Source organism: Shouchella phoenicis (genome assembly GCF_047238345.1).
GTDB lineage: Bacteria > Bacillota > Bacilli > Bacillales > Bacillaceae_D > Shouchella.
The window spans coordinates 2908416-2931897 of sequence record NZ_JBDFMQ010000001.1; the positions used below are offsets into that span (position 1 = coordinate 2908416).

The 23482-nt window shown below is 40.2% G+C and carries 26 protein-coding genes; 17 read left to right on the forward strand and 9 right to left on the reverse strand.

Going from position 1 to position 23482, the window contains the following annotated elements:
• Nucleotides 1–105 precede the first annotated feature (105 nt).
• From nrdI to ABC361_RS15605, 7 genes are all read left to right on the forward strand, one after another.
• Entirely contained in the window at nucleotides 106–498 is a 393-nt protein-coding gene (nrdI, locus tag ABC361_RS15575; RefSeq protein ID WP_413074798.1) for a class Ib ribonucleoside-diphosphate reductase assembly flavoprotein NrdI, read from the forward strand.
• Nucleotides 419–2563 carry a class 1b ribonucleoside-diphosphate reductase subunit alpha gene (nrdE, locus tag ABC361_RS15580; protein ID WP_413074799.1) on the forward strand — a complete coding sequence of 715 codons (2145 nt, stop codon included), beginning with the start codon at nucleotides 419–421 and terminating at the stop codon, nucleotides 2561–2563. Before nrdI ends, nrdE begins: the two co-directional genes overlap by 80 nt.
• 36 nt (nucleotides 2564–2599) lie before the next feature.
• Entirely contained in the window at nucleotides 2600–3577 is a 978-nt protein-coding gene (nrdF, locus tag ABC361_RS15585) for a class 1b ribonucleoside-diphosphate reductase subunit beta (protein ID WP_413074800.1), read from the forward strand.
• 174 nt (nucleotides 3578–3751) lie between these two features.
• Entirely contained in the window at nucleotides 3752–4378 is a 627-nt protein-coding gene (locus tag ABC361_RS15590; RefSeq protein WP_413074801.1) for a hypothetical protein, read from the forward strand.
• A 121-nt stretch (nucleotides 4379–4499) separates the two neighbouring features.
• Nucleotides 4500–4691 carry an SE1832 family protein gene (locus tag ABC361_RS15595; RefSeq protein WP_099301990.1) on the forward strand — a complete coding sequence of 64 codons (192 nt, stop codon included), beginning with the start codon at nucleotides 4500–4502 and terminating at the stop codon, nucleotides 4689–4691.
• A gap of 118 nt (nucleotides 4692–4809) precedes the next feature.
• Complete coding sequence (locus ABC361_RS15600; protein ID WP_413074802.1) at nucleotides 4810–6102, forward strand: glycoside hydrolase family 18 protein; 1293 nt, start codon at nucleotides 4810–4812, stop codon at nucleotides 6100–6102.
• Between the two features lie 88 nt (nucleotides 6103–6190).
• Nucleotides 6191–6943, forward strand: a complete 753-nt coding sequence (locus ABC361_RS15605; RefSeq protein ID WP_413074803.1) for an SDR family oxidoreductase — start codon at nucleotides 6191–6193, stop codon at nucleotides 6941–6943.
• Nucleotides 6944–7451: 508 nt separating this feature from the next.
• Here the strand turns inward: ABC361_RS15605 and ABC361_RS15610 are convergent.
• Nucleotides 7452–8285 (reverse strand): NYN domain-containing protein, encoded by an 834-nt coding sequence (locus tag ABC361_RS15610; protein WP_413074804.1) that lies wholly within the window; start codon nucleotides 8283–8285, stop codon nucleotides 7452–7454.
• 314 nt (nucleotides 8286–8599) lie between these two features.
• On the opposite strand from ABC361_RS15610, the gene ABC361_RS15615 reads away from it, so the two are divergent.
• Genes ABC361_RS15615 through ABC361_RS15630 form a run of 4 tightly spaced genes read left to right on the forward strand, consistent with a single transcriptional unit; the run spans nucleotide 8600 to nucleotide 11660 of the window.
• A complete protein-coding gene (locus ABC361_RS15615) occupies nucleotides 8600–9424 on the forward strand; it encodes a hypothetical protein (protein ID WP_413074805.1) in 825 nt (274 codons plus the stop codon).
• Entirely contained in the window at nucleotides 9425–10585 is a 1161-nt protein-coding gene (locus ABC361_RS15620) for a hypothetical protein (protein ID WP_413074806.1), read from the forward strand. It abuts the gene before it with no gap.
• 12 nt (nucleotides 10586–10597) lie between these two features.
• The gene (locus tag ABC361_RS15625) at nucleotides 10598–10984 is read left to right on the forward strand and encodes a GntR family transcriptional regulator (RefSeq protein ID WP_413074807.1); all 387 of its coding nucleotides are present in this window, start codon (nucleotides 10598–10600) and stop codon (nucleotides 10982–10984) included.
• Entirely contained in the window at nucleotides 10971–11660 is a 690-nt protein-coding gene (locus tag ABC361_RS15630; protein ID WP_413074808.1) for an ATP-binding cassette domain-containing protein, read from the forward strand. The genes ABC361_RS15625 and ABC361_RS15630 overlap by 14 nt, the downstream gene beginning before the upstream one ends.
• Nucleotides 11661–11751: 91 nt before the next feature.
• On the opposite strand, the gene ABC361_RS15635 is transcribed toward ABC361_RS15630, so the two are convergent.
• Nucleotides 11752–12504: an MBL fold metallo-hydrolase gene (locus tag ABC361_RS15635; RefSeq protein ID WP_413074809.1), complete on the reverse strand. Its 753-nt coding sequence runs from the start codon at nucleotides 12502–12504 to the stop codon at nucleotides 11752–11754.
• Nucleotides 12505–12606: 102 nt separating this feature from the next.
• Between ABC361_RS15635 and ABC361_RS15640 the strand changes: the two genes are divergently transcribed.
• On the forward strand, nucleotides 12607–13110 hold the full coding sequence (locus ABC361_RS15640; RefSeq protein ID WP_413074810.1) for an Rrf2 family transcriptional regulator: 504 nt from the start codon (nucleotides 12607–12609) through the stop codon (nucleotides 13108–13110).
• An 18-nt stretch (nucleotides 13111–13128) separates the two neighbouring features.
• Nucleotides 13129–13980, forward strand: a complete 852-nt coding sequence (locus ABC361_RS15645; RefSeq protein WP_413074811.1) for a metallophosphoesterase — start codon at nucleotides 13129–13131, stop codon at nucleotides 13978–13980.
• A 40-nt stretch (nucleotides 13981–14020) separates the two neighbouring features.
• Here the strand turns inward: ABC361_RS15645 and ABC361_RS15650 are convergent, their stop codons facing one another.
• From ABC361_RS15650 to ABC361_RS15670, 5 genes are all read right to left on the reverse strand, one after another.
• Nucleotides 14021–14683, reverse strand: coding sequence for a type 1 glutamine amidotransferase domain-containing protein (locus ABC361_RS15650; protein ID WP_413074812.1), 663 nt, complete (start codon nucleotides 14681–14683; stop codon nucleotides 14021–14023).
• A gap of 101 nt (nucleotides 14684–14784) precedes the next feature.
• Nucleotides 14785–15597 carry a sugar-phosphatase gene (yidA, locus tag ABC361_RS15655; protein WP_413074813.1) on the reverse strand — a complete coding sequence of 271 codons (813 nt, stop codon included), beginning with the start codon at nucleotides 15595–15597 and terminating at the stop codon, nucleotides 14785–14787.
• Between the two features lie 39 nt (nucleotides 15598–15636).
• The gene (locus ABC361_RS15660; protein WP_413074814.1) at nucleotides 15637–16587 is read right to left on the reverse strand and encodes a ribose-phosphate diphosphokinase; all 951 of its coding nucleotides are present in this window, start codon (nucleotides 16585–16587) and stop codon (nucleotides 15637–15639) included.
• 125 nt (nucleotides 16588–16712) lie between these two features.
• The gene (locus ABC361_RS15665; protein ID WP_413074815.1) at nucleotides 16713–17810 is read right to left on the reverse strand and encodes a Gfo/Idh/MocA family protein; all 1098 of its coding nucleotides are present in this window, start codon (nucleotides 17808–17810) and stop codon (nucleotides 16713–16715) included.
• Between the two features lie 89 nt (nucleotides 17811–17899).
• Nucleotides 17900–18529, reverse strand: a complete 630-nt coding sequence (locus ABC361_RS15670; RefSeq protein WP_413074816.1) for a D-Ala-D-Ala carboxypeptidase family metallohydrolase — start codon at nucleotides 18527–18529, stop codon at nucleotides 17900–17902.
• Between the two features lie 150 nt (nucleotides 18530–18679).
• Here ABC361_RS15670 and ABC361_RS15675 point away from each other — a divergent pair, with 150 nt between their 5' ends.
• Nucleotides 18680–19018 (forward strand): SCP2 sterol-binding domain-containing protein, encoded by a 339-nt coding sequence (locus tag ABC361_RS15675; protein WP_413074817.1) that lies wholly within the window; start codon nucleotides 18680–18682, stop codon nucleotides 19016–19018.
• A gap of 95 nt (nucleotides 19019–19113) precedes the next feature.
• Here the strand turns inward: ABC361_RS15675 and ABC361_RS15680 are convergent, their stop codons facing one another.
• On the reverse strand, nucleotides 19114–19296 hold the full coding sequence (locus tag ABC361_RS15680) for a CsbD family protein (RefSeq protein ID WP_413074818.1): 183 nt from the start codon (nucleotides 19294–19296) through the stop codon (nucleotides 19114–19116).
• Between the two features lie 62 nt (nucleotides 19297–19358).
• The gene (locus ABC361_RS15685) at nucleotides 19359–20321 is read right to left on the reverse strand and encodes a Gfo/Idh/MocA family protein (RefSeq protein WP_413074819.1); all 963 of its coding nucleotides are present in this window, start codon (nucleotides 20319–20321) and stop codon (nucleotides 19359–19361) included.
• 177 nt (nucleotides 20322–20498) lie between these two features.
• On the opposite strand from ABC361_RS15685, the gene ABC361_RS15690 reads away from it, so the two are divergent.
• The 3 genes from ABC361_RS15690 to ABC361_RS15700 all read left to right on the forward strand — a co-directional run bounded on the left by ABC361_RS15690 (nucleotide 20499) and on the right by ABC361_RS15700 (nucleotide 23461).
• Nucleotides 20499–20747 (forward strand): YuzB family protein, encoded by a 249-nt coding sequence (locus ABC361_RS15690; protein ID WP_099302007.1) that lies wholly within the window; start codon nucleotides 20499–20501, stop codon nucleotides 20745–20747.
• Between the two features lie 228 nt (nucleotides 20748–20975).
• Nucleotides 20976–22727: a LytS/YhcK type 5TM receptor domain-containing protein gene (locus ABC361_RS15695; protein WP_413074820.1), complete on the forward strand. Its 1752-nt coding sequence runs from the start codon at nucleotides 20976–20978 to the stop codon at nucleotides 22725–22727.
• Complete coding sequence (locus tag ABC361_RS15700; protein ID WP_413074821.1) at nucleotides 22727–23461, forward strand: LytR/AlgR family response regulator transcription factor; 735 nt, start codon at nucleotides 22727–22729, stop codon at nucleotides 23459–23461. Before ABC361_RS15695 ends, ABC361_RS15700 begins: the two co-directional genes overlap by 1 nt.
• The last annotated feature ends 21 nt before the right edge of the window (nucleotides 23462–23482 follow it).

A 23482-nucleotide genomic window follows, 5' to 3' on the forward strand; every position in this document is an offset into this window, starting at 1 on the left:
TTTCCCACAGGTTGGGGATAAAATCAATATATTGATTTATTCGCGTTTATCGTCTACCATATGTGGTATTAGAGATATAGAACAATCTATTGGAGATGCTCACTAATGAAAATATATTTTGATTCTAGAACTGGAAATGTCAAGCGTTTTACTCAAAAATTATCGTTTGACTGTGAACAGATTACAGAGTCGTTAGTCGTGGACGAGCCATTCATCCTTATTACGTACACGACAGGGTTTGGTGATTTGTCTCCTAAGACTCGTCAATTCTTAGAAACAAACCATAGATGGCTAGTAGGTGTGGCCGCGAGTGGAAATCGTATCTGGGGAGATCGATTTGCAAGAAGCGCCGACACAATTGCTAGCACGTACCACGTACCGATTCTTCATAAATTTGAACTAAGTGGGACATCAACCGATGTTGCACACTTTACACAGGAGGCTCATTCCATTGACAACACTAACGCAAAACACAGTACCCAAGTGGGTTCAGCTTAATAACGAGCTCATGATTGCAAAAGACGGCACTTATCAATTTGAAAAAGATAAAGAAGCCGTACATAGTTATTTTGTTGACCATGTTAATCAAAATACCGTTTTCTTTCATGATTTAGAAGAAAAAATGGAGTACCTCGTTGAAAATGATTACTATGAGGAAGAGCTTCTCGAGCTTTATACGATGGAAGAAATAAAAGAAGTGATGAATGTTGCGTATAATAAAAAATTTCGCTTCCCTTCTTTTATGTCTGCCTTTAAATTTTATAATGACTATGCATTAAAAACAAACGATAAAAGCAAAATCTTGGAACGTTATGAAGACCGCGTTGCTATCGTTGCTCTCTTTTTTGGTAAAGGCGATGTCACAAAAGCCAAAGCCCTTGTTCAAGCGATGATTTCTCAGGAATTCCAACCGGCCACACCAACATTTTTAAACGCAGGGCGTAAACGCCGTGGAGAGCTTGTCTCTTGCTTCTTACTAGAAGTAAATGATTCACTAAATGACATTAGCCGTGCTGTTGATATTTCCATGCAGCTTTCAAAGCTTGGCGGTGGTGTTGCGTTAAATCTTTCTAAACTTCGTGCAAAAGGCGAAGCGATTAAAGATGTAGCCAACGCGACAAAAGGTGTGGTTGGCGTTATGAAGCTTTTAGATAATGCCTTTCGTTATGCCGATCAAATGGGACAGCGTCAAGGTTCAGGTGCAGCATATCTCAACATTTTCCATGCGGATATTAACGATTTTCTTGATACAAGAAAAATCTCTGCTGATGAAGACGTTCGTGTCAAAACACTCTCGATTGGGGTAGTCATCCCAGACAAATTTATCGAGCTTATGCGTGAAGACAAAGATGCATATCTTTTCTATCCACATACCGTTTACAAAGCGTACGGGATGCACCTTGATGAAATGAATATGGAAGAAATGTACGAAACGTTAGTGGATGACCCGCGTGTTCGAAAAGAGAAAATCAACCCGCGTCGTTTGTTCCAAAAGCTAGCAATTCTTCGTTCAGAATCTGGTTATCCTTATATCATGTTTGCAGATAATGTGAACAAAGCACATGCGAACAATCACATTAGCAATGTAAAATTCTCGAACCTTTGCTCTGAGATTTTACAGGCTTCTCAAGTATCTACCTATAACGATTACAATCAAGATGATGAAATTGGGCTCGATATTTCTTGTAACCTCGGTTCCATTAATATTATGAACGTCATGAAAAATAAATCGCTCGAACAGACTGTTGCCCTCGCTACCGATGCTTTAACACGTGTATCCGAGTCAACAAACATTACGAATGCACCTGCTGTTCGCAATGCAAACGAAAAAATGAAATCAATCGGCCTTGGCGCAATGAATCTACATGGTTTCCTTGCAGAACAACATATTGCGTACGAGAGTCCTGAAGCACGTGATTTTGCCAATAGCTTCTTCATGGCAATGAACTACTATTCAATTAAACGTTCAGCTGAAATTGCGCGCGATCGTGGTGAAACGTATTACCGATACGATGAAAGTACGTATGCAACTGGTGAATATTTCACCCAGTATGTGACAACTGATTTCACACCTGAATTCGATAAAGTTGCGGCGTTATTTGAAGGCATGCACCTCCCAACAATGGAAGATTGGAAAGAACTACAAGCATTTGTAAGTGAACACGGTCTTTACCATAGCTATCGCTTGGCTATTGCCCCAACAGGTTCTATCTCATACGTTCAGTCAGCAACGGCTAGCGTCATGCCAATTATGGAGCGAATTGAAGAGCGTACGTACGGAAATTCAAAAACGTATTACCCAATGCCTGGCTTAACAGCAAACAACTGGTTCTTCTTTAAAGAAGCATACGATATGGATATGTTCAACGTTGTGGATATGATTGGAACGATACAACAACATATCGATCAAGGTATTAGTTTTACGTTATTCTTAAAAGACACAATGACAACGAGAGATTTAAACCGCATTGATCTATACGCTCACCATAAAGGCGTCAAAACGATCTATTATGCGCGCACAAAAGACACTGGCCAAGATGACTGTCTCTCTTGCGTTGTCTAAGTTTAATCGTGCAACAAGATAAAAGGAGAGTTTCTAATGACACACGTTTATGACGCAGCCAACTGGTCGAAACACGAAGATGATTTTACGCAAATGTTTTATAACCAAAATGTAAAACAATTTTGGCTTCCTGAAGAAGTCGCCTTAAATGGCGATCTTCTTACGTGGAAGTACTTGTCTGCTAATGAAAAAGATACGTATATGAAAGTATTAGCTGGACTAACCCTTTTAGATACAGAACAAGGAAACACCGGTATGCCAATCGTCGCAGAACACGTTGAAGGGCACCAGCGAAAAGCGGTTTTAAATTTCATGGCGATGATGGAAAACGCTGTGCACGCAAAATCTTACTCCAACATCTTTATTACACTCGCAACGAGCGAGCAGATTAACGATGTTTTTGAATGGGTAAAAGAAAATCCACGCCTACAGAAAAAAGCTGATATGGTTGTATCGCTTTACAAAGGCATTCAAAAAGGAGACGACATCTCTTTATTTAAAGCGATGGTCGCGTCTGTTTATTTGGAAAGCTTCTTGTTTTACAGTGGTTTCTACTACCCTCTTTATTTTTATGGACAAGGGAAACTTATGCAAAGCGGAGAAATCATTAATTTGATTCTACGTGATGAAGCCATTCATGGTGTATATGTCGGCTTACTTGCTCAAGAAATTTACAACAAGCAAACATCTGAAAAACAAGCTGAGCTAAGAGAATTCGCATTAGATTTACTTAAAGATCTCTATAAAAATGAGCTTGCCTATACAGAAGAGTTGTATGATCCGGTTGGTTTATCTCATGATGTGAAGAAATTTATTCGTTATAATGCCAATAAAGCACTCATGAACCTTGGGTTTGATCCTTACTTTGAAGATGAAGAGATTAACCCTATTGTATTAAACGGATTGAATACAAAAACGAAATCACATGATTTCTTCTCTATGAAAGGGAACGGCTATAAAAAAGCGACCGTTGAACCTTTAAGAGATGATGATTTCTTTTTCGCGGAGAAATAAACTTAACGAACATTTACTCAAGAAAGAAGTGCGACAGGTGGTAGTTATAAAAGCCCCTCGTTCGCACTTTTTTACTGATATAATCTACAGCTACACCTCTTTTCTGCTTGCGTCTGTACAAGCCCTATACGATAATAGAGAGGTTAAGCGTTCTTTAACAAGGAGGTACAAATCATGGGCAAGATGGATGAAATGATTGTCGTTGCACCAAGAAAACACGTTTTTCATGATGAATCACTCACCTTTCAAGGTGTTGTAAGCAATCACGAGCGAGTTGCAACAATCATGAACCGTATTAATCGCCATTTTAGTGAGATGAGACGAGGCAATGCGGAAGAAGATGAGACCTATAAACAGCCCATTCCCTACGTTGTGATTCGTAAAGGGAATGACATATACGCATATGAACGATTAAAGGGTGGCGGCGAATCAAGATTACACCAGAAGTTATCAATTGGTTTTGGTGGACATATGAACGCAACCTCTTCTTCTGATTTTAAAGAGATGCTCGAAACCAACACAGAGCGCGAACTTCATGAAGAACTAAACTTCGACCCTTCCTTAATTAAAGGCACGAAAACTATCGGCCTCATCAACGACGATGAAAACGATGTCGGCCGTGTTCATATTGGTATCTTATCGGTTCTAGATTTAGCCGAGGAAGCGACAGTAACGGTAAAAGAAACAAACCAACTATCTGGAATGTGGTTGTCTGTTGACCAATTGAGTGAAACGGAGACATTCGAGCGCTTAGAGACGTGGTCACAGTTCGTTATTGATATCCTTAAAAAAGCTTCATGATTGTACAATCATGAAGCTCTTTTTCTATAGAAGCTGACCCTACATAACCAAACAAAAGACAGATTTCTTGTCACAAGTAAATCGATCTGGTACATTCAAACAAAATAAGGGAGGCATACACATGAAAACCGTGAAAGAATTGGAGCAGGAGCTAGCTGAATTAAAAAGCGATTTTGTTCGTCTACAGGGAGATGTAGAAAAAATTGAATCAACAGGCGGAAATGTGGCCAAAGCAATGGAGCAACTTGATTCCCTCGAAGCCGAAATTGCTAACGTGAGAGGCCAACTTCGCGAAGCACTAACAGAAAAATAAAACCAACTACAAAAACGATCTTAAGGAGCAGAGAGTTTAAACTCTTTGCTTTTTTTCATGCACGCCCCTCCTTATGCATACGTTTAATAGTATCAACGATTAACGGTAGGAGGTTCCTATGCAAATTCACGTTATTCAACAAGGTGAATCCCTTTATGGTATTGCACAAGCCTATAATCTTTCCCCACAGGAAATTATTAACGCTAATGAGTTAGATGCACCAAACGCATTAGTCATCGGACAAACGCTGGTTATTCCCATTGAAGGTAGATATTATTTTGTTCAACCTGGTGATACCTTATCGATTCTTGCAGCACGCTACGGCATATCGGTTGAGCAAATCATCCAAATTAACCAACTCGATCCCAATCAACCTCTTTCCCCAGGTCAAAGGCTTTACTTTCCACCTGTACCAAAAATGGAGATTGAAAGTAACGCTTATATCGAGCCGATCAACAATAATTTAACCGATGCACTTATTGAAGAAGCCCGGAAGCTCTCCACTTACCTTACTTATTTAGCCCCTTTTAGCTATCAAATTAATCGTGACGGGACACTCGGTGAGCTTACGCTTGGACCGCTACCCGATATTGCAGCTGCAGATGGGTCCTCCTTAATGATGGTCATAACCAATTTAGAAGAAGGGGCATTTAGTGGAGAGCTCGGTCAGGCTGTTCTTGAAGATGATGCACTTCAAGATGAATTACTTCGTTCCATCATTGCTGAAGCAAATCGTGTCGGTCGGTTTTCCGATGTTCACTTTGATTTTGAATTTTTGCCACCCACAATGCGCGAGCCGTACAATCAATTTTTACGAAAAGCGGTTGAACAACTCCATCCACAAGGACTTCTTGTATCAACAGCGCTTGCTCCTAAAACCAGTTCCGAGCAGTCTGGTCAATGGTACGAAGCACATGATTATCGTGCACATGGAGAAATTGTCGATTTTATCGTGCTGATGACGTACGAGTGGGGCTATTCTGGAGGACCGCCCTTAGCGGTTTCACCTATTGGACCTGTTACCGATGTCGTCGAGTATGCGTTATCTGAGATGCCATCTGAGAAAATTATGCTCGGCCAAAATCTCTATGGCTATGATTGGACACTTCCATATGAACCTGGTGGCGACTATGCAAGAGCGGTCAGCCCTCAACAAGCCATTACACTAGCTAGAGAAAATAATGCTGCTATTCAATATGATGAAGAAGCGCAAGCACCCTTCTTTTTTTATATTGATGAATCAGGTGCAACCCATGAAGTGTGGTTTGAAGACGCACAATCCATTAACGCAAAGTTTTCCCTCATTCGAACGTATCAATTAAGGGGAATTAGTTATTGGAAACTCGGCTTAGCGTTTCCACAGAACTGGCTCTTGTTGAATGACCAATTTACCATCCGGAAGCGTGCTTAACTCCCCTTACAATAAAAAGGGGAGTTTTTTCGTTTCAATTCGTTTAAATCGGGAATTCAAAAAATAAAAAGTAAAGCAGGTGATTTGAATGGAAGGCACTGCCGTCATAACTGGAGCCGCATCTGGAATTGGCTTAGCAACAGCTCATTTGTTCATTAAGCACAGTATTCCAGTGGCATTAATTGATATAGATGGGGAAGCGCTAGAAAAATTGAAACAACAATACCCTGAACACACAATTTATACTTACCGTGGAAATGTTGCCAATAATGAAGAAATGAAGCGTATTTTTACAGATCTTTCATCCTCTGTAGCTACCATTTCAACCCTGTTTGCCAATGCCGGAATAAATGGAAAAGTCACGTCGATTGAAGCTTTTGATCCCGACGATTGGGATGAAACCATCCATACAAATTTACGAGGTACGTTTTTAACAGTTAAATATGCCATCCCCTTTATGAAAAAACATGGTGGATGCATTGTGTTAACAAGTTCCGTAAATGGCACCAGAACGTTTTCAAATGTTGGTATGTCTGCCTATAGCGCGTCAAAAGCGGGAATTGTCGCCTTTGGGAAGATGGCAGCACTAGAGCTTTCTCATTACCATATACGGGTTAATACGATCTTACCAGGTGCTATTAAGACAAACATTGGCGAGCGCACCTATCGAGAGGACACTGAGCTCGAGCATCTTTCCTTTCATAAAAAAGTAGACTCGTTCCCAACTTCTGCTGCCGATCCAATTGAAATCGCCCAAACCGTCTACTTTCTTTCAACCAATGAAGCAAAACATATAAGCGGTACGGAGATTGTTATTGATGCTGGACAAACCCTTTTATAGTGAAAAAGCAACACATCTAGATGTGTTGCCTCGTCTACTAGCGTATAATAATCATGATTAAAACGATTAGCCCTAACCACATTGGAATACTTAATAAAACGCCCCAACACAAGCCCACCAAAAAACGTGTACCATACATGACAGAATCCCTCATTTGGATTTGTTTTCTTCTAGCTTTGGCGAAAAAAGGACCGTTTATGCAATCAACGCTCTTTTTCTATAGTGTATGTGTACAGTTGAAAGGTTGAACCATTCGCGTTTCATTCATATTATAAAAAAATTAATAAAATGAGGTTTGGTTCGTATATAAACGGGGAAAAGTATCAATACATTCGGACGTTTGATAAACATACAAAAAGAGACAAGGTATGTCCCCGCCTCTTTTAACGAATTTGTCTAACGCATAAATGTTTTATCGAATTGTAACGAATCATTTGTCTATCCCTATCATATGAGAGACTTATCTACAAGTCAACCCTTAAGATTCGACAAACCTATCATTTACACTTTACGTTTTAGATAAGGGCGCTAACCAATTGCGCCCTTCTTCTGTTAACGCAATACTCGGTTTGACATCTCCGTTTTTCAACTCTTTATTCTCTGAACCAATTAATTTCTCCACTTTTAATAAATCGATTAGTTCACTTGCTGAATTTGCTGGAATCCCAAACTTCACTGAAAATTGATTTCTAAGCCATGGAGCCCCTAAATACAACTCATTTTCCGTTCCAAATCGATCTTCCCAATCATCAATAAAGCGTAGTGCATCCATTTTATAAGATTCTAAATGATATTCTTTCACTTCTAAATGTAAAAATTCTCTTAAATCCTCACTGTAATGAGAGTAATTTGTAATATCAGTATGCTTAGGTGCCGCTTCTGATAAATAATAAAGTTCAACACGTTTTCCTTTATACATTAAACGGCTCATAATTGGAACCATATCGCTATCTGCGGTAACAAAAACATAGCAGGAAATATTTTCATCTTTATACGTCATCTCAATCGCATCGATACACAGTTCAATATCAGAAGAGTTCTTTCGTGAATCTCCTTCTTTGTCATTTGAATAGACATGTCGGATTTGAACGCGTTGCTTTTGTAAATCCGTTAAGCTCGAACGAATTCGTTGGAAATCTGCATAGGCACGAAATGTTCGAACTTGATCCTGTCCATACCGGTCCCACAACGAATAGAATAAATTCTTTTCTTCACTCTCATGATTAGGATTATGATTGTACCGATTCATTAATGTCCAATACACGTTGTCATAATCAACAAAGATGGCAATGTTATCATGGTCCCCTGTTTTAAACGCGCTGTCTCTCTGTGCTCTGCTCATTCTACTAACCGCCGTTTAACGATCGTACGTTGCCCTCAAAAAGCGGTCTTCCTCCTATTCATTTCCATGAGGCACATGGCTTGTCACGAATATGCTCGATTTCTATTTTAGAATAACCTAAGTGTACGATAAAATTTAAACCTTGCATATATGAATTTCGATATTTTACATTGGGCAAATAAACCCGCTCTTTTCCAAAAAAACAGGAAAATATTCTTATTTGCGAGAAAATTTCAGTTGACACCTTGAGTGTATGATACATATAATACACTCATAATGTGTATGAAGTACTTAATACATGAAGGAGGGATTTTATGTCAATTATAAAGTTAATGCTATTTGAGTACAAAAGAATTTGGAAGCTCTACCTCGCTCTTGCTATTGGCATTGTGGTCGTTCAACTTCTTTCTATCTGGTACGGCTCCTATCAGACCGCTTCATTCTATATCGAGAATGCACGTATTAGCGGCAGAAGTTATCTGCAGATTGCACAAGAATATGGCGTCTTCTTTTCTCAACCTTTTCATGGCTTTCCAGTTATCGCGTCCATTATGATTTCCATAGCAGCTTTGCTTCTTTATAGTTGTTTAATCTGGTATCGAGACTGGGTTGGGAAATATGCCATGGCGCAGCGGTTATTTACACTTCCGATTAACCGTTCTTCCCTTTACTTTTCAAAGTTATTTACGATTTTCTCTCTTGTATTAGGACTCATTGTGTTACAATTTTTTATTCTTCTAGCAGGCATAGGACTTGTCTACCTAACGGTTCCAAGTGAATTTCTACAGACTGATGACTTTTCTATTCAAGCGATTATAGCTTATGAACGTTTTTTTTCAGTCCTTTTACCATCGACATTCACGAATTTCTTGCTCATCTACGGAGCTGGCTTCACTTTTTTAACCGTTTTATTTGCACTAATTTTATTGGAGCGGTCCTTCCGTGTTAAAGGCGTCTTTTTAGGCGTAGGTTTCGCAAGTTGGTCCATTGCCTTAAACGGTTTTGGTACGTACCTTTCCGTTCAATTTCATTTATTTGAGCGAGAAGTTTTGTTTATTTTGGCATTAACGCTCATCTTAACAACGATTTTCTCGACTTTACTCAGTCTATCTTTATTAAAACGAAAGGTGATGGTGTAAATGAATAAAAAGCGCTATGTCTTTTTCGCTTTGTTTTTAGTGTTCATCGTTGGAACCATTACCACTGTCTATAGCGTGCAAGCATATGAGCATCGACTCATTAAACATCCGTTTCAGTGGGAAGTAACAGAAGGAGATCAACATTTCTTTAACCAAGTTTCGTTTGAGGGACACGCAGAAAGTGTAAGGACTACTAGTTTTTATGCATTTCAGGCTAACGGCTCTTCCATAGAACATAGTCGCACTCGCCCCCTGCTCGAATCCTTTATGGACTCAGCGAAAAAGAATCAAATGATGTATGAGAATCGTTCCTTTTTCCGTATGAAGCCGTTAGAACGGCAATTGGTACTAGAGAACGACCAGTTCCTTGCTGCGGTTGGGTTTGAAGAGGTTTATCAGAATGGAATCTATCAATACGATTTAGTTATTCACAGTAAGGCGAAAGATGGGACTGAATCAAAGCGACTCAAATTTGAATCTGAAGACGAATATCAATCGATTCTTAATGGTACGATACATGGAAATCGCTTGCTTCTATTCAGTGGCGATTATTATAGCAATGAAGAGTTTCCAGGTTATCTTACAGCCTACGACATCGACTTAACAACAAATGAAGTTGTACATGAAACAAAGCTTACTGCGCCAACTACTGCTACAGGTATAAACGCAGATGATATGCTGAGTGATTCGATGTATAACCCTAACGCCATTACCTTTCATCCTGAGAAACCAATTGCTATTTATACATACGAAACCTCTGACCGGACAGTTGGCTACAGCATCTATCATTTTGATACACAAGAGATTCAAACGGTTGAGCAACCTCCAGACTATCAACACACACTCGTCTCTACATTTTCTGATGGGTTTCACCTTTTGGATCTTTCTAAAACAACTGGAAAAGCAAATGTACACACGATTCACATGGACGAGGCTGGTGCGATAAATGATGAAGTAATTAAAGTAGAGTTGCCCTCCTTACGAGATACAGTCCAGTTTTCCTATGCGAGCGATCAATTAACGTTGCTTCATCGAGATGACACCGGCTATCAACTTGATATGTATCATGTTCCTGAACAGCACCAGCTTCTTTCAGCGACATTACCAGTTAAAGAGGAACATGGCTTGTTTCGAATTACATCCATGCAAACGAATGAATAAAAGGAGGGAATCATGAGTATTCAATTTAACACCAGAGAACCCGTCTACATTCAAGTCATTCGTTATTTTAAAGAACAAATTGCGTTAGGTCATTTACAAGCAGGACAAGAGATTCCATCCCGTCGTGAGCTTGGCGCTTCACTAAATATTAATCCAAACACAGCCCAGCGTGCCTACAAAGAAATGGAGGAACAACAATTGATTGAAACGGAGCGAAATAAACCGAGTCGAATTACGCAAGACCAAACGATTGTCAATCAAGTACGTACCGAGCTCATTCAGGAATCTGTTGATTTTTTTCTCGATTCGATGAAAACTATCAATGTGCCCCTTGAAGAGTTACTTGGCTTGATACGAACAAGGTATGAGAAAGGAGCCGACTCTTATGATAAGCGTTGAACACGTATCCCTTTCGTTCGGGCGCAAGTCGATTTGTACGGATGTCACATTCACGGCAAAAAAAGGTGAGATTACATGTTTAATTGGCATGAATGGGGCAGGGAAAACAACCTTGTTAAAAGCAATCGCACACCTACTCCCCATCAAATCTGGGCATATTACCATTGATGGCACGACGATGGATGCATCTAAGCAAAAAGAGGTCATGTTCATCCCTGATCTTTTGCCAATGTCCCCTAGTTTCACGATTCACGAAGGGATTTTGTTTATGAAAGATTTCTATACAAATTGGAACGACCGTCGTTGTAACGAACTGCTTTCTTTCTTTAAGATCGATTCGAAACAAAAAATAGGTCAGTTATCAAAAGGGAATTTAGCGAAAGTCAATCTAGTATTAGGCTTATCGGTTGATGCGAGGTATGTCATCATGGATGAACCATTTTCTGGAATTGACCTGTTTAGCCGTGAGGAAATCGCCTCGTTATTTGCAAGCGGCTTTCTTGAAGATAAAGGCATTTTAATGACCACCCATGAAATTCGTGACATTGAACATTTAATTGATAAAGCCATTCTATTAAAAGATGGAACAAACATAAAAGAATTTTATACGGAAGATACGCGTTTCGAAGAAGGAAAATCAATTGAAGATGTCATGCGTGATGTGTACGTGATGTAAACCTACAGCTGACAAAACGATCTTCATGAATGAAAATGGATCATTCATGAAGGTACGTTCATTAAACAATTATTACGTGGAAAGAGCATTCTTATTGTACAACGTAATCAGCAGCCACACGAAAGCCCTTTTCCTTTACTGCATGTATCGGAAATGTCTCATCCAAATGCATGCAGCAAATGAAGGCACGTTGATCTTCAGAAATGATCTCTTCCAATTTCTTTAACGATAAATGAACATTTCCTGGATAGTCTAAATAAGAGGTGTCCTGATAAACGGTATGGTAAAACTGTTGGCTTATTTTTTCTAATATGGTTACAGGAATGCTTTTGCCGTCCCCACTGTAATAAAAATGCTCGTTTTTTGCTCCATGCACACATTCATACGCGTAACATTCTAGATGTTCGGCATGCTCAGCTTTTATCGCCTTTAATTGATAAGGACCAAATGTTCCACCTTCCTCTACTGCTTCCCATATTACTTGTCCTTCTTCCACACCCATTCCGATTAAAATTTGTTTAGCATGATCTAATAACGATTGGGGTGCTTTTAGTCGTAGCTTCGCTGTAAAGGCAGGCTGCATTTTTATATACGAATAGAAAATAAAATCACCTAGTGAACCAATGTGATCAGGGTGCGTATGTGTTAAGACGACCGTCATTCGCTCAACACCTTCTAATACTCGAAAACGCATTAAGCGCTCAAATGTTGCACTCCCACAGTCAAACATGCATAATTCTCGATCATGATAAAAAAAACCTCCATTGTTTCCTAGCTCCGTATGAAAAGCACTGCCACATCCGATAAAAGTAAGTGGGCTATGTATGATTGTTTCATTTGTCATTAGAGGTTCTCCCTTCTTGTTTGTAAAAAACCATTTGCGTTGCTGTCTCGTTGACTTTATAGTAAAACAAACAGCAATTTATTAAAAGGGTGCGATTGAGCGATGAAAGTAAAGAGTGGTGTTGAGCAGGCCGTTTGCATACTTGTTATGCTCGCCACACAGTCAAATCAACAATATGTGAAAAGCGATACAATATCAACACGTTTAGATGTGTCCCCGTCTTATTTAAAAAAGGTGATGCGAAAATTAGTGGTCCATGAACTTATTACGAGTACACCGGGGAATAGCGGCGGATTCTCGCTTGCTCGTCCGGCTGAATCCATTCATATGCTCGACATTGTCCGAGCTATTGAAGGTGGCGGTTCTTTTTTGAAAACAGAAGGGCTAATTGAACGGGTTTTTCCAGAAACGGATGCAGCTCGAGTCGGTTCACAACAGCTCGAGGCCATCTTTTCTGATGCCCAAGAAGCCTATTATCAATCGTTACAGAACGTCACGTTAAAAGAAGCCATTCTATCAACATTAAGTCGAGATACGATTCAGCTTGTCGACTGGAACGATGCTTTTGGACAAACGGATATTCAGAAATTAAAGAATGAGCTGTAAAGAGAAGGAGTCGTTCTGTTGTTTAGTCGAAAAACCGTTCTCGTTTTAATCGTTGCACTGATCGCAGCGATTTATTTTTTCTATGCACAGAATCACCAGCTAGTTGAAAGCAGCCATACCATTGAAGTCGAACACTTGCCTTCAGAGCACGACGGTATTACAATGGTCCATTTATCTGACCTCCATTCAGCCGAATTCGGCGATCGCAATGAACGCTTGTTAGAAATGGTTGTTGCCCAGTCCCCTGATTTAATTTTTATGACTGGTGATTTAATTGACTCCTATACGTCTAATCAAGGAGAAGGGGTTCAGTTAATGGAAGATCTTGTCGCGATTGCACCGACCTATTATGTAACAGGTAATCATGAATGGCGTTTAGACCTCGTAGATGAACTAAGCGAAACGTTGACGAATTTCGGGGTTCACGTCCTTCGTGACGAAACCGTAAATGTGGAAGTAGATGATTTCGCCTTTCAATTAATCGGAATTGATGACCCTGACCGCTCACCCAATGCGGATCCAAGCGAAGTAACCGCATCTTCATTAGAAGAAGCAAATGTTTCAGCTTCCCAAGAATTGTTTACCGTTTTACTTGCTCACCGACCTGAAATGTTTTCTACTTATCAAGAAGCGAATCTTGACCTTGTCTTGTCCGGCCATGCTCATGGTGGCCAAATTCGCCTTCCGCTTATTGGAGGCATTCTTGCTCCAGGACAAGGCCTTTTTCCAGATTACAGTGAAGGCATGTATGAGGAGCTGGACACAAAAATGATTGTTAGCAGAGGTCTTGGCAACAGCCTTTTTCCGCTACGTGTATTTAATCGACCAGAAGTTATCCGCATTGATCTCATTCCTTCCCCAGCCTCATGAAATCATAAAAGCACACGCCCAATGGCGTGTGCTTTTTCGATTATAGTGCGTGAATAAATTGTTTTGCTGTTTCAATGGATGACTGTGGATTTTGACCCGTAACAAGTTTTCCATCCGCATAGACGTTTTCTTCCCAGTCGCCTTTCCCAACAAAGATTGCGCCTTCTTTACGTAAGCGTGTTTCAAGAAGGAACGGCATTTGATTCACTAATTCTACACCCTCTTCTTCCGTATTCGTGAATGCCGCAACTTTGCGATTTGCAACAAGAAACTCTCCGTTTTCTAGCAGTACACCTGTTAATGCAGCAGGACCGTGACAAACGGCACCAATGCCTTTATCTGCCGCATGGAAATCACGCAAGATTTGCTGTAACTCTTCATTATCTGCTAAATCAAACATTGCTCCGTGGCCACCAGGCATGAACACACCGTCATAACTAGCTGATTCCACTTCCGATAGGGGGATTGTCCGTTTTAAAAGCTCTGCTAATTCATGCCACTTCTCTGGAATTTCACCGTTATCTAGACTTGCATCGTCGATCGGAGATTCTCCGCCTTTTGGACTAGCAACCGTTACTTGATAGCCTGCTTTTGTAAATTCTTCATATGGCTCTGTAAACTCTGATAACCAGATACCAGCGAACTCTTGATTATTCATTCTTTCACCGTTTGTTACAACCATTAGTAAATGCTTTGTACTCATGTTTATCTCTCCCTCATTTTTATGCTACTCCTCTTTTTCCCCTTGCCTTTTCCCTTTAAACAAGAAAAAACATTGCGACTACTGCAATGTTTTTCCTGTTGCTATGACTTGCGCATTTTCGTTTGAATTGCGTAAGCCACACCATCTTCATTATTTGATTTTGTAATAAAGTCAGCAGCTTCCTTTAATGCTGGAATGGCATTTTCCATCGCCACTCCACACCCAGCATATTGAATCATTGATAAGTCATTGCCGTTATCTCCAATACACATGACTTCTTCTTGAGTAATCCCAAGCTTTTCTGCTAAATGTTTCACGGCATTCCCTTTGCTTGCTTCTGGATGAAGAATTTCTAAAAAGAACGGGGCACTTTGGACCATTTCATACCGTTCTTTAATATGACTCGGAATAGAAGCTTTTGTTTTCTCAAGCTTTTCCGGATCATCAATAAACATAATTTTCGGCAAGACGATGTCTTTATCGAGCTCTTCTTTTGTTCGAAAACTTAACGGAACTTGCGTCACGTATGATTCATAGACCGTATAAGGAGAGACATCTTTATCGAGGGTATACAGCTTTTGTTGATCAAAAAAATGCATCGGCGTTTGTAAATCAGCGGCAACATTCGATAAGTCGAGTAAGTCTTGAAACCCAAGCGTCAACGAAACCACATTCTCATTTGTGTGCGTATTTTGAACAAGGGCACCATTATAAGCAATGACATAATCATCTTCCGTCGTTAATTCAAGCTCAAGTAAATACCGTGTCACGCCGCCTAACGGTCTGCCTGTACAAAGAACGACCGTCGCTCCTTCCGCTTTCGCTTGTTGAAGAGCTTCCTTCACTCCCGGTGTTACATGATGCTGATCATTTAATAATGTTCCATCCATATCAATCGCAATTAATTTATACATTTCTCTCTTCCACTCCTTTAAAACCCACACATTAGACAGTTATTTAAACAATTTACTAACCGATTGTTCTTTATAGATTCGATATATCGCATCGGCAAGCAAATCGGCCATCGATAAGATCGTCATGTTATCAAGCTTCTTATCGTCAGGCATTTCAATGGTATTCGTTACGACAATTTCTTTAATTGGTGCAATGCGTAACCGTTCAATTGCTGGTCCTGTTAAAACAGGATGCGTACAGCATGTATACACGTCCTGCGCACCATGTTCCACAAGTGCATTTGCTGCTAAAGTAACGGTTGCCGCTGTATCAATAAGATCATCAATAATAATCGCATTCATTCCTTTTACATCCCCAACAATTTCAATCGCTTGTGGAAAACCAGGTTCTGGGTGACGCTTGTCGACAAATGCGATTGGTGCATCAATGTATTCAGCTAGCTTTCTCGCCCTCCCCAAGCCAGAGGTATTTGGTGCAACGACTACAGGGTTAGCCAAATTCTTTTTCACATAATGTTGCGCAAGAAGCGGCAACCCCTGAAGCGGGTCAACAGGAAGATTAAAAAAGCCTTGTATTTGCGGTGCATGGAGATCTACCGTCACCATTCGATCAGCGCCAGCAGCTTCAAGTAAGTTTGCAATTAGTTTCGCAGCAATTGGTTCTCTTGAACGGGCTTTTCGATCTTGTCTGGCATACCCATAGTAAGGAATGACAACATTAATCTCACGTGCTGACGCTCGTTTTAACGCATCAATCATAATTAATAATTCTACAACATGTTCATTTCCAGGCTGAGCGGTTGACTGCACGACAAATACTTTTGCCCCGCGAACACTTTCTTGAATATGTATCTGAATTTCTCCATCACTAAATCGATTGACTGTACATTGGCCGATTGAGCATCCAAGTCGATCCGCAACTTCTTTTGTTAACAACGGGTTTGAGTGCAGGGTAAAAAGCTTAAACTTCTCATCTAATTCGTAACTCACGTCAACGCCTCCTCGCTTTAATCAAATTGCTTTTATTGTAGCTTACTTTTGCAGTTTATACAAAGCGTTGTCTCCAAATAAAAAAGTGCTCCTCTCAATTAGTAAGAGAAGAACACTACCGTACATCAAAATCCTCGTGCAGTCATCGTTAATGGAAGAATAGAGGGTTGTTCACAGGTGCTTGTCATTTGATAGTGCCGCCCGCTTTCCGATGCCTCTAGCAGTCCATACATCGCTTCTAGTACATGATATGCTAGTGCATCATTTGCGCGATGTAGGCGCTTCTCTCGAATGGCCATAACCATATCTAGCACACCAAGTCCTCGATTATTTTCTTGAAACCCATATGTAAGCGGCACTTCTTTAAAGGCTAATTCACCCTGTCTCTTATATAAAAGTGGACCTCCGAATGTATTCGGGTCAGGTAAAAGAAGTGAGCCGAGTGTTCCGTGAATTTCTAGGTTAGGCGCATTAGAACCCCACACATCAAAACTTGTAAGTAAAGTAGCAATTGCGCCATTTTCAAAATCGATGACACTAGCTATATGAGTCGCTACATCAACGTCTATCAATTCTCCGTACTTAGCTGCTGAAGTAATTTGACGCTGATCGTAGGCTTTTCCAGCCGAAGACGTGAGTCGCTTCATGGGTCCTAAAAGGGAAGTCAAGGCTGTTAAATAGTAAGGACCCATATCAAATAACGGTCCAGCACCTTCTTTATAAAAAAATTCTGGATTTGGATGCCAATCCTCCGGTCCATGACTCATCATAAAACCGTTCGCTGACACTGGCTTCCCAATCCAACCATCTTCAATAAGCTTTTTCGCAGTTTGTAATCCCCCTCCTAAAAATGTATCTGGCGCTGCCCCTAAATAGAGCTTTTTCTTCTTGGCAAGTTGACGTAGCTCCTGTGCTTCGCCTAACGTTAACGCTAGCGGTTTTTCCCCGTAAGAATGTTTCCCCGATTCTAATGCACGCTTATGTACGACATAATGAGCGGTTGGAATCGTTAAATTAATGACTACTTCAATTCGTTCATCTTTAAAAAAATCGTCCATTGTTAAAGCTTCAACATCTGTGTACTGATCCGCTTTCTTCGTAGCTTGAGCCATATTTACATCTGTACAAGCAATTACGTTTATTCCATCAAAGCGCTGATTCAATTGAAAATAAATATCACTAATGTTTCCACAGCCAACTATCCCAGCTTTTACAGTCTCCAAATTACCCTCTCCTATGTCTTAGTCGCAATTTAATAGCGCTTTCATTATGATACATTAAGAAAGCGAGTGCAAGCACACTCGCTTAATTTTTATGGCCAATAATAGCCTGCCCCAGTTGTTTCTGCACGGCTATCCACATGTGTAAACGTCTGGTAAATAATAATCCCACTAAAACCACATGTTCTAGCTATATTTGCTTTCTGAGTTGGTGTGATCGATGACGATACATCCGCAGCAGACCCGTATAAATGCATGCTATTGCTTGCACCACCTACACTTGAGTTGTGGCTCCGGCTTCGAAATCCAGAATTAATCGTTAGGGCAATGTTACCAAGCTTACGACGCTTTGCTTCTAGTTTGTACATTAACCGTCGAACATTCTCTTGAATTTGCGTTGCAGATAATGCCCCTCCAGAAAAACGAGAACCATCTCGAGAATGAAATTCACTCCAATTGAAATGTCTAGTTGAACCATCTGCTGCTTCTAAGTTGTTTAGCGCAGTATGGGTTTGTGGACCAGCTACACCATCGGCACTTAAATTGTAACTCGTCTGAAAACGACGAACAGCTCCTTCAGTAGCCGGTCCGAATTGCCCATCTACGGTAATATGTGTTCTGCTAGGTGATGCAGATGCATATCCAGCAATTCGAATTTGTAATTCACGTACATCTTCTCCACTCATTCCAGCTCTTAGTGTTCTTGCCCAATTAAATGCCATCTTCATGCCCCTCTATTTTAGACTCGCAAGCGCTTGCTAATTTTAATAGAGAAGGATTTGCAAATAAATAAAAAGTCCTCACTAATCTTTTCAGCTAATTGAAAATAAGCTATAATTGAATGAATACTCATTCATAAAGGGGCGAAGAACTTGTCGACTGAAAAAAGATTACTCCAACTCGCAGAGAAAATGAACAAAAACCCAGAAAAAATTAACGGTTTAAACCGACACTACCAATTTGAGTTAAAGCCACAGGCTCGATATGGTGTCCAATTTTCCGACGGAACTGTACAGGTGGATAAAGAACCTCCTTATAGTGAAGAAGCCTGTATTTTAAAAATGAGCGAAAGCAATTTGCACAAATTATTAGAAGGAACATGGAATCCTACCGTTGCTTACATGACAGGGCAATTAAAAGTTGATGGAGAAGTTCGTCATGCGCTTAAACTTCATGAAATTGTTAAGCATTATACAGACTCCACAAAGTAAAAGTTCGATGATGCTGTCCGACTTTCATGCACATAAAAAATCTTCATGAACGAGCATTCATGAAGATTCTTTTGCATCACCTTTTAAGACACGCTTTAGTTGTTCGCTTTGTTTTTCACATCGCCTTTAGCGTCTTGTGTTTCGCCTTTTACTTTATCTTTCTTACCTTCAGCTTGCATTTTTTTATTATTTGTTACATTTCCAACTGCATCTTTAACTGCACCTTTTGCTTTATTGCCTGCACCCTTTGCTTTATCGCCAGCTCCGTTACTACTCATGTAAAACGCCTCCTTATGTTTCTGTACTATGTGTATAGACGTTTTACAAATTCTTTAAACCTTTATTTATTGCGACGTTCAATCTCCCATTGGGACCGAACCTCGTCCATTACTTTCATAACGTCTCTTGTTACGTTCAAGTAGGAGCAATCATTTCCCGATATTGTTTGTTCCATAGCAATGATTTCATTAATAAGTGCATCTGAATCGTTCATTCTTATCACTTCTGTTCGCCCATCTAACCAATGAATGGTTGCTTCTTGAGCTCTTGGGAAATCCTCTACCGTAACAAACCCATTTTCACAAGCGACCATTCCTCTCTTCGGCATTTTTGCACGAAATGCGAGTGAGATTGTCGCCATTTCATCCTGGCTCGTTCTTAATAGAATGGCTGATTGCTCATCTACCAAAGAACTTGATGGTTTCATTGTTGTAAACACTTGATTTGGTTGACCAGACATAAAATAACGTGCAAACGAAAGGGCATATGTACCAATATCTAATAATGCCCCGCCAGCTAATTCAGGATTAAAAAAGCGGTTTTTTTCATCGTAAGGTTTGTAGCTACCAAACGTCACGTTAATTGTTTTCACAACTCCAAGCTGATTGGCCGTCATCATCGCTTTTAATTTATGGTACAACGGCATGTGAAAAATCGTCATTGCTTCCATTAAGACAAGCTGCTTCTCTTTCGCAAGTGCGACTAACTCATTTAGTTCAGTAGCATTTACCGTAATGGCTTTTTCACAAAGTACATGCTTTCCTTTGCTCAACGCTTGTTTTATGTATTCATAATGATTCACGTGCGGTGTCGCTACATAAATAATATCCACTTGATTATCTTGCAACAATTGATCATAGTCTCCGTAAGCTTTAGCACCAGCGTAAGGCTTGGCAAACGCTTCAGCCTTTTCCTGAGAGCGAGACGCCACTGCATATATGTTTCCATGGTGCTTATTTAGTGCTTTTGCAAAATCATGAGCAATCGTACCGAGGCCTAAAATGCCCCACTTATAGTCTTTCAACACATTCAACTCCCTTATTCAGTCCTAGTTCTATTCTACAAAAACTGTCAAGCCACGACTACTCCCCTCATTCACAAAAACTCCCTCTACACTTCTACTAGAATTTCCATCGTTGTTCCGATATAATGAACTATTGACTTCTTTAAGTTATGAATATCGATAGAAAGGGTGGAAAACATGGGCATAATTGTTGTCGAAGTCTGTGATGGAAACCTAATGAGTCGCGTCGATTTAGAGGAAATGCTTGAAGCAGAATACCCTGAAGTGGCTGTTATGGAGAATGAATGCCTTTCGTTCTGTGGTCTTTGTGCAGTTCGTCCATACGCTATGGTGAACGGTACACGGATTTATGGAAAAACAGCCGAAGAGTGTGTCGCTAAAATTAAGCACCGAATTGAGTTAGAACTCGCTTTATACGAGCTTTAATATGAATGAATATCATTATAGGTCGTAATAGTCATTCAAAATAGATCGTGCGTCTTTTTCGCATCAATTTCGAGTTATGAAATTCTTCACATAGCAACCTATTCTTAACGTCACACGTTGTGGCGTTTTTTAACGGTTTTAAGCGAAAGGGCTTACAGATATTCGGCTAATTTTAAGCGTTAAGGAAATACTAAGTGAGTCGATTGAAAGAGATATAGGAGAATACATATGTTCGAGTTACTGCTTCTCATGTTAGAAAGACTAGGTCTTATCGTCATGTTAGCGTTTATTGCAACGAGGTTCCGTTTTTTTCGGAAGATGGCCTCTTCTAGTAAATTATCTACAAAACAAAAAACAACAGCCATTCTCTTTTTTGGTCTTTTTGGAATTATTGGCACCTATTCAGGTGTGACGTTTCAACCCGAAACACTTGCGCTTCAACGTATCACGTTTTCCATTTCCGATGATGAAGCAATTGCGAACTTTCGTGTGATTGGGGTCATGCTAGCCGGTCTTTTTGGTGGCTATAAAGTTGGCTTAGGCGCTGGCCTCATTGCAGGAATTCATCGGATGTTTTTAGGTGGGTTTACGGCATATGCTTGTGGAATTGCCTCCATTCTTGCTGGTGTTCTCGCAGCTTTTTATCGCAAAAAAAATCCTCGTGCTATCCACCAGCCTGTGCAAATCATGACTCTTGGCGCATTAGCCGAAACCATGCAAATGGGGTTAATCGCTTTACTAGCGACACCGACATCTCAAGCAGTCGAACTTGTGCAGTTAATTGGACTACCAATGATTATTGCCAATGGCATTGGCTGTGCACTGTTCTTTCTTATTATTCAAAGCGTCGCAAAAGAGGAACAAAAAGCAGGTGCGTTACAAGCACAGAAAAGCTTAAGAATTGCTGAACAAACTCTCGTTTATTTAAAGCACGGTTTGAGCAACGAGTCTGCTTATAAAGTGTGCAAGATCCTTTATAAAGAGCTTAATGCATGCGCGATTGCCATCACCGACAAGAGCATGATTTTAGCTCATATTGGTGTAGGAGCGGATCACCATAAAGCAAATAGCCATATTCAAACACGTTTAACATTAGATGTCATTCAACAGAAGCGAATGAGTATTGCTGGAGATGACGAGATCCATTGCAAAGAAGACAACTGTCCTTTAGGGGCTGCGGTTATCGCGCCTCTCATTATACGAGATGAGGTCGTTGGAACATTAAAATTTTACTTTCATTCTAAAAAAGAGATTACGGCACTTGAAACGGAGATGTTGTCTGGACTTACAAACTTATTAAGTAGTCAGCTTGAATTAGCAGAAGCGGATCGTGCTTATCAGCTCGCTAAAGATGCTGAAGTGAATGCCTTACAAGCTCAAATCAGTCCACACTTCTTATTTAACACGTTAAATACGGTTATTTCCCTTATCCGTTTGGATCCAGCAAAAGCACGAACCATGCTTCATTCATTGTCGCAATTCTTACGTCAGAACGTGTCCGCTACTACCATTAAATCACATACTTTAAAAGAAGAGCTGCATCATATTCAAGCTTATTTATCGATTGAAGAAGTCCGATTTGAAGATCGTTTGACCGTCACCTATTCGATTGATCAAACATTTTTATCGACAGAGATTCCACCGTTAACGTTACAACCCTTAGTTGAAAATGCAGTGAAGCATGGATTTCGTCATAAAGGAACGAACTGCCAGCTTTCTATTGAAGTATTTGACCACGGTCGAGACGTCGGTTTACGTGTTCGAGATAATGGTGCTGGTTTTCAGCTTGATGACGTTAATATTCACGAGCACGGTCAACAAACTGAATCAAGTACAGGAATTGGGATCTACAATAGTAACAAACGACTACAAATGATGTTTGGAGAACGCTCTTCTCTCCAATTTTTCACGGAACCTGGTAGTGGAACAATGGTTGAATTTTATATCCCTAAAACAACTAGAAAGGAGGATCTTTCATAATGCCAAATACAGAAATACGCACGCTTATTGTGGACGATGAAAAATATGGACGAGAAGAGTTGATTTACTTACTTCGGCTTTTCCCAAATATCGTCGTTGTAGGAGAAGCACAATCAGGGCAGGAGGCGATCGCAAAAGTCATGGACCTACAACCTGATTTACTTTTTCTAGATATTGAAATGCCAGAAATGAACGGTAAAGAAGTCGCTACGATTATGAAACAAATGAAAAAGCCCCCTTATCTCGTTTTCGCTACTGCGTATCCACAATTTGCCGTTGATGCGTTTCAGCTACAAGCTAAAGGGTATCTCGTTAAACCTATTAACGAAGTCCAGCTAGCTGAAACCATTACTCAAGTTGAAGAAGCACTACAGGCCAAATCTTCACAAGAGAAGGCGAATCCAATAGGCAAGCTAGCCGTTGAGAAGGATGACACCATTCACTTTCTTGATCCTGAAGCGATTCTCTACGCTTATCGGGATGAGAAGAACACAAAAATGGTAACGGACCAGAATGTGTTTGAAACAAAATTGACGTTGAAGGAATTAGAATACCGTTTAACACCGTATTCCTTTTTCCGAGTTCATAAAAGTTACTTAGTTAATACTGCTTATATAACAGAAATGAACGCTTGGTTTAATGGAGCTTACCAACTCTCGTTAAATGGCATGCAAGAACAAATACCAGTGAGCCGTAATTATGTTAAACCATTGCGCAAAATGATTGAATTGTAGAGCCAACCACTTGGCTCTACT

Bases quoted from the DNA above. Each gene is read 5' to 3' on its own strand.
- ABC361_RS15630 (WP_413074808.1), top strand. From the start codon at position 10,971: ATGATAAGCGTTGAACACGTATCCCTTTCGTTCGGGCGCAAGTCGATT.
- ABC361_RS15610 (WP_413074804.1), bottom strand. From the start codon at position 8,285: ATGAGCAGAGCACAGAGAGACAGCGCGTTTAAAACAGGGGACCATGAT.
- ABC361_RS15680 (WP_413074818.1), bottom strand. From the start codon at position 19,296: ATGAGTAGTAACGGAGCTGGCGATAAAGCAAAGGGTGCAGGCAATAAA.
- ABC361_RS15600 (WP_413074802.1), top strand. From the start codon at position 4,810: ATGCAAATTCACGTTATTCAACAAGGTGAATCCCTTTATGGTATTGCA.
- ABC361_RS15695 (WP_413074820.1), top strand. From the start codon at position 20,976: ATGTTCGAGTTACTGCTTCTCATGTTAGAAAGACTAGGTCTTATCGTC.
- ABC361_RS15650 (WP_413074812.1), bottom strand. From the start codon at position 14,683: ATGAGTACAAAGCATTTACTAATGGTTGTAACAAACGGTGAAAGAATG.
- ABC361_RS15620 (WP_413074806.1), top strand. From the start codon at position 9,425: ATGAATAAAAAGCGCTATGTCTTTTTCGCTTTGTTTTTAGTGTTCATC.
- ABC361_RS15670 (WP_413074816.1), bottom strand. From the start codon at position 18,529: ATGGCATTTAATTGGGCAAGAACACTAAGAGCTGGAATGAGTGGAGAA.
- nrdF (WP_413074800.1), top strand. From the start codon at position 2,600: ATGACACACGTTTATGACGCAGCCAACTGGTCGAAACACGAAGATGAT.
- ABC361_RS15690 (WP_099302007.1), top strand. From the start codon at position 20,499: ATGGGCATAATTGTTGTCGAAGTCTGTGATGGAAACCTAATGAGTCGC.
- ABC361_RS15700 (WP_413074821.1), top strand. From the start codon at position 22,727: ATGCCAAATACAGAAATACGCACGCTTATTGTGGACGATGAAAAATAT.
- ABC361_RS15640 (WP_413074810.1), top strand. From the start codon at position 12,607: ATGAAAGTAAAGAGTGGTGTTGAGCAGGCCGTTTGCATACTTGTTATG.
- nrdI (WP_413074798.1), top strand. From the start codon at position 106: ATGAAAATATATTTTGATTCTAGAACTGGAAATGTCAAGCGTTTTACT.
- ABC361_RS15605 (WP_413074803.1), top strand. From the start codon at position 6,191: ATGGAAGGCACTGCCGTCATAACTGGAGCCGCATCTGGAATTGGCTTA.
- ABC361_RS15595 (WP_099301990.1), top strand. From the start codon at position 4,500: ATGAAAACCGTGAAAGAATTGGAGCAGGAGCTAGCTGAATTAAAAAGC.
- nrdE (WP_413074799.1), top strand. From the start codon at position 419: ATGTTGCACACTTTACACAGGAGGCTCATTCCATTGACAACACTAACG.
- ABC361_RS15625 (WP_413074807.1), top strand. From the start codon at position 10,598: ATGAGTATTCAATTTAACACCAGAGAACCCGTCTACATTCAAGTCATT.
- yidA (WP_413074813.1), bottom strand. From the start codon at position 15,597: ATGTATAAATTAATTGCGATTGATATGGATGGAACATTATTAAATGAT.
- ABC361_RS15635 (WP_413074809.1), bottom strand. From the start codon at position 12,504: ATGACAAATGAAACAATCATACATAGCCCACTTACTTTTATCGGATGT.
- ABC361_RS15590 (WP_413074801.1), top strand. From the start codon at position 3,752: ATGGGCAAGATGGATGAAATGATTGTCGTTGCACCAAGAAAACACGTT.
- ABC361_RS15615 (WP_413074805.1), top strand. From the start codon at position 8,600: ATGTCAATTATAAAGTTAATGCTATTTGAGTACAAAAGAATTTGGAAG.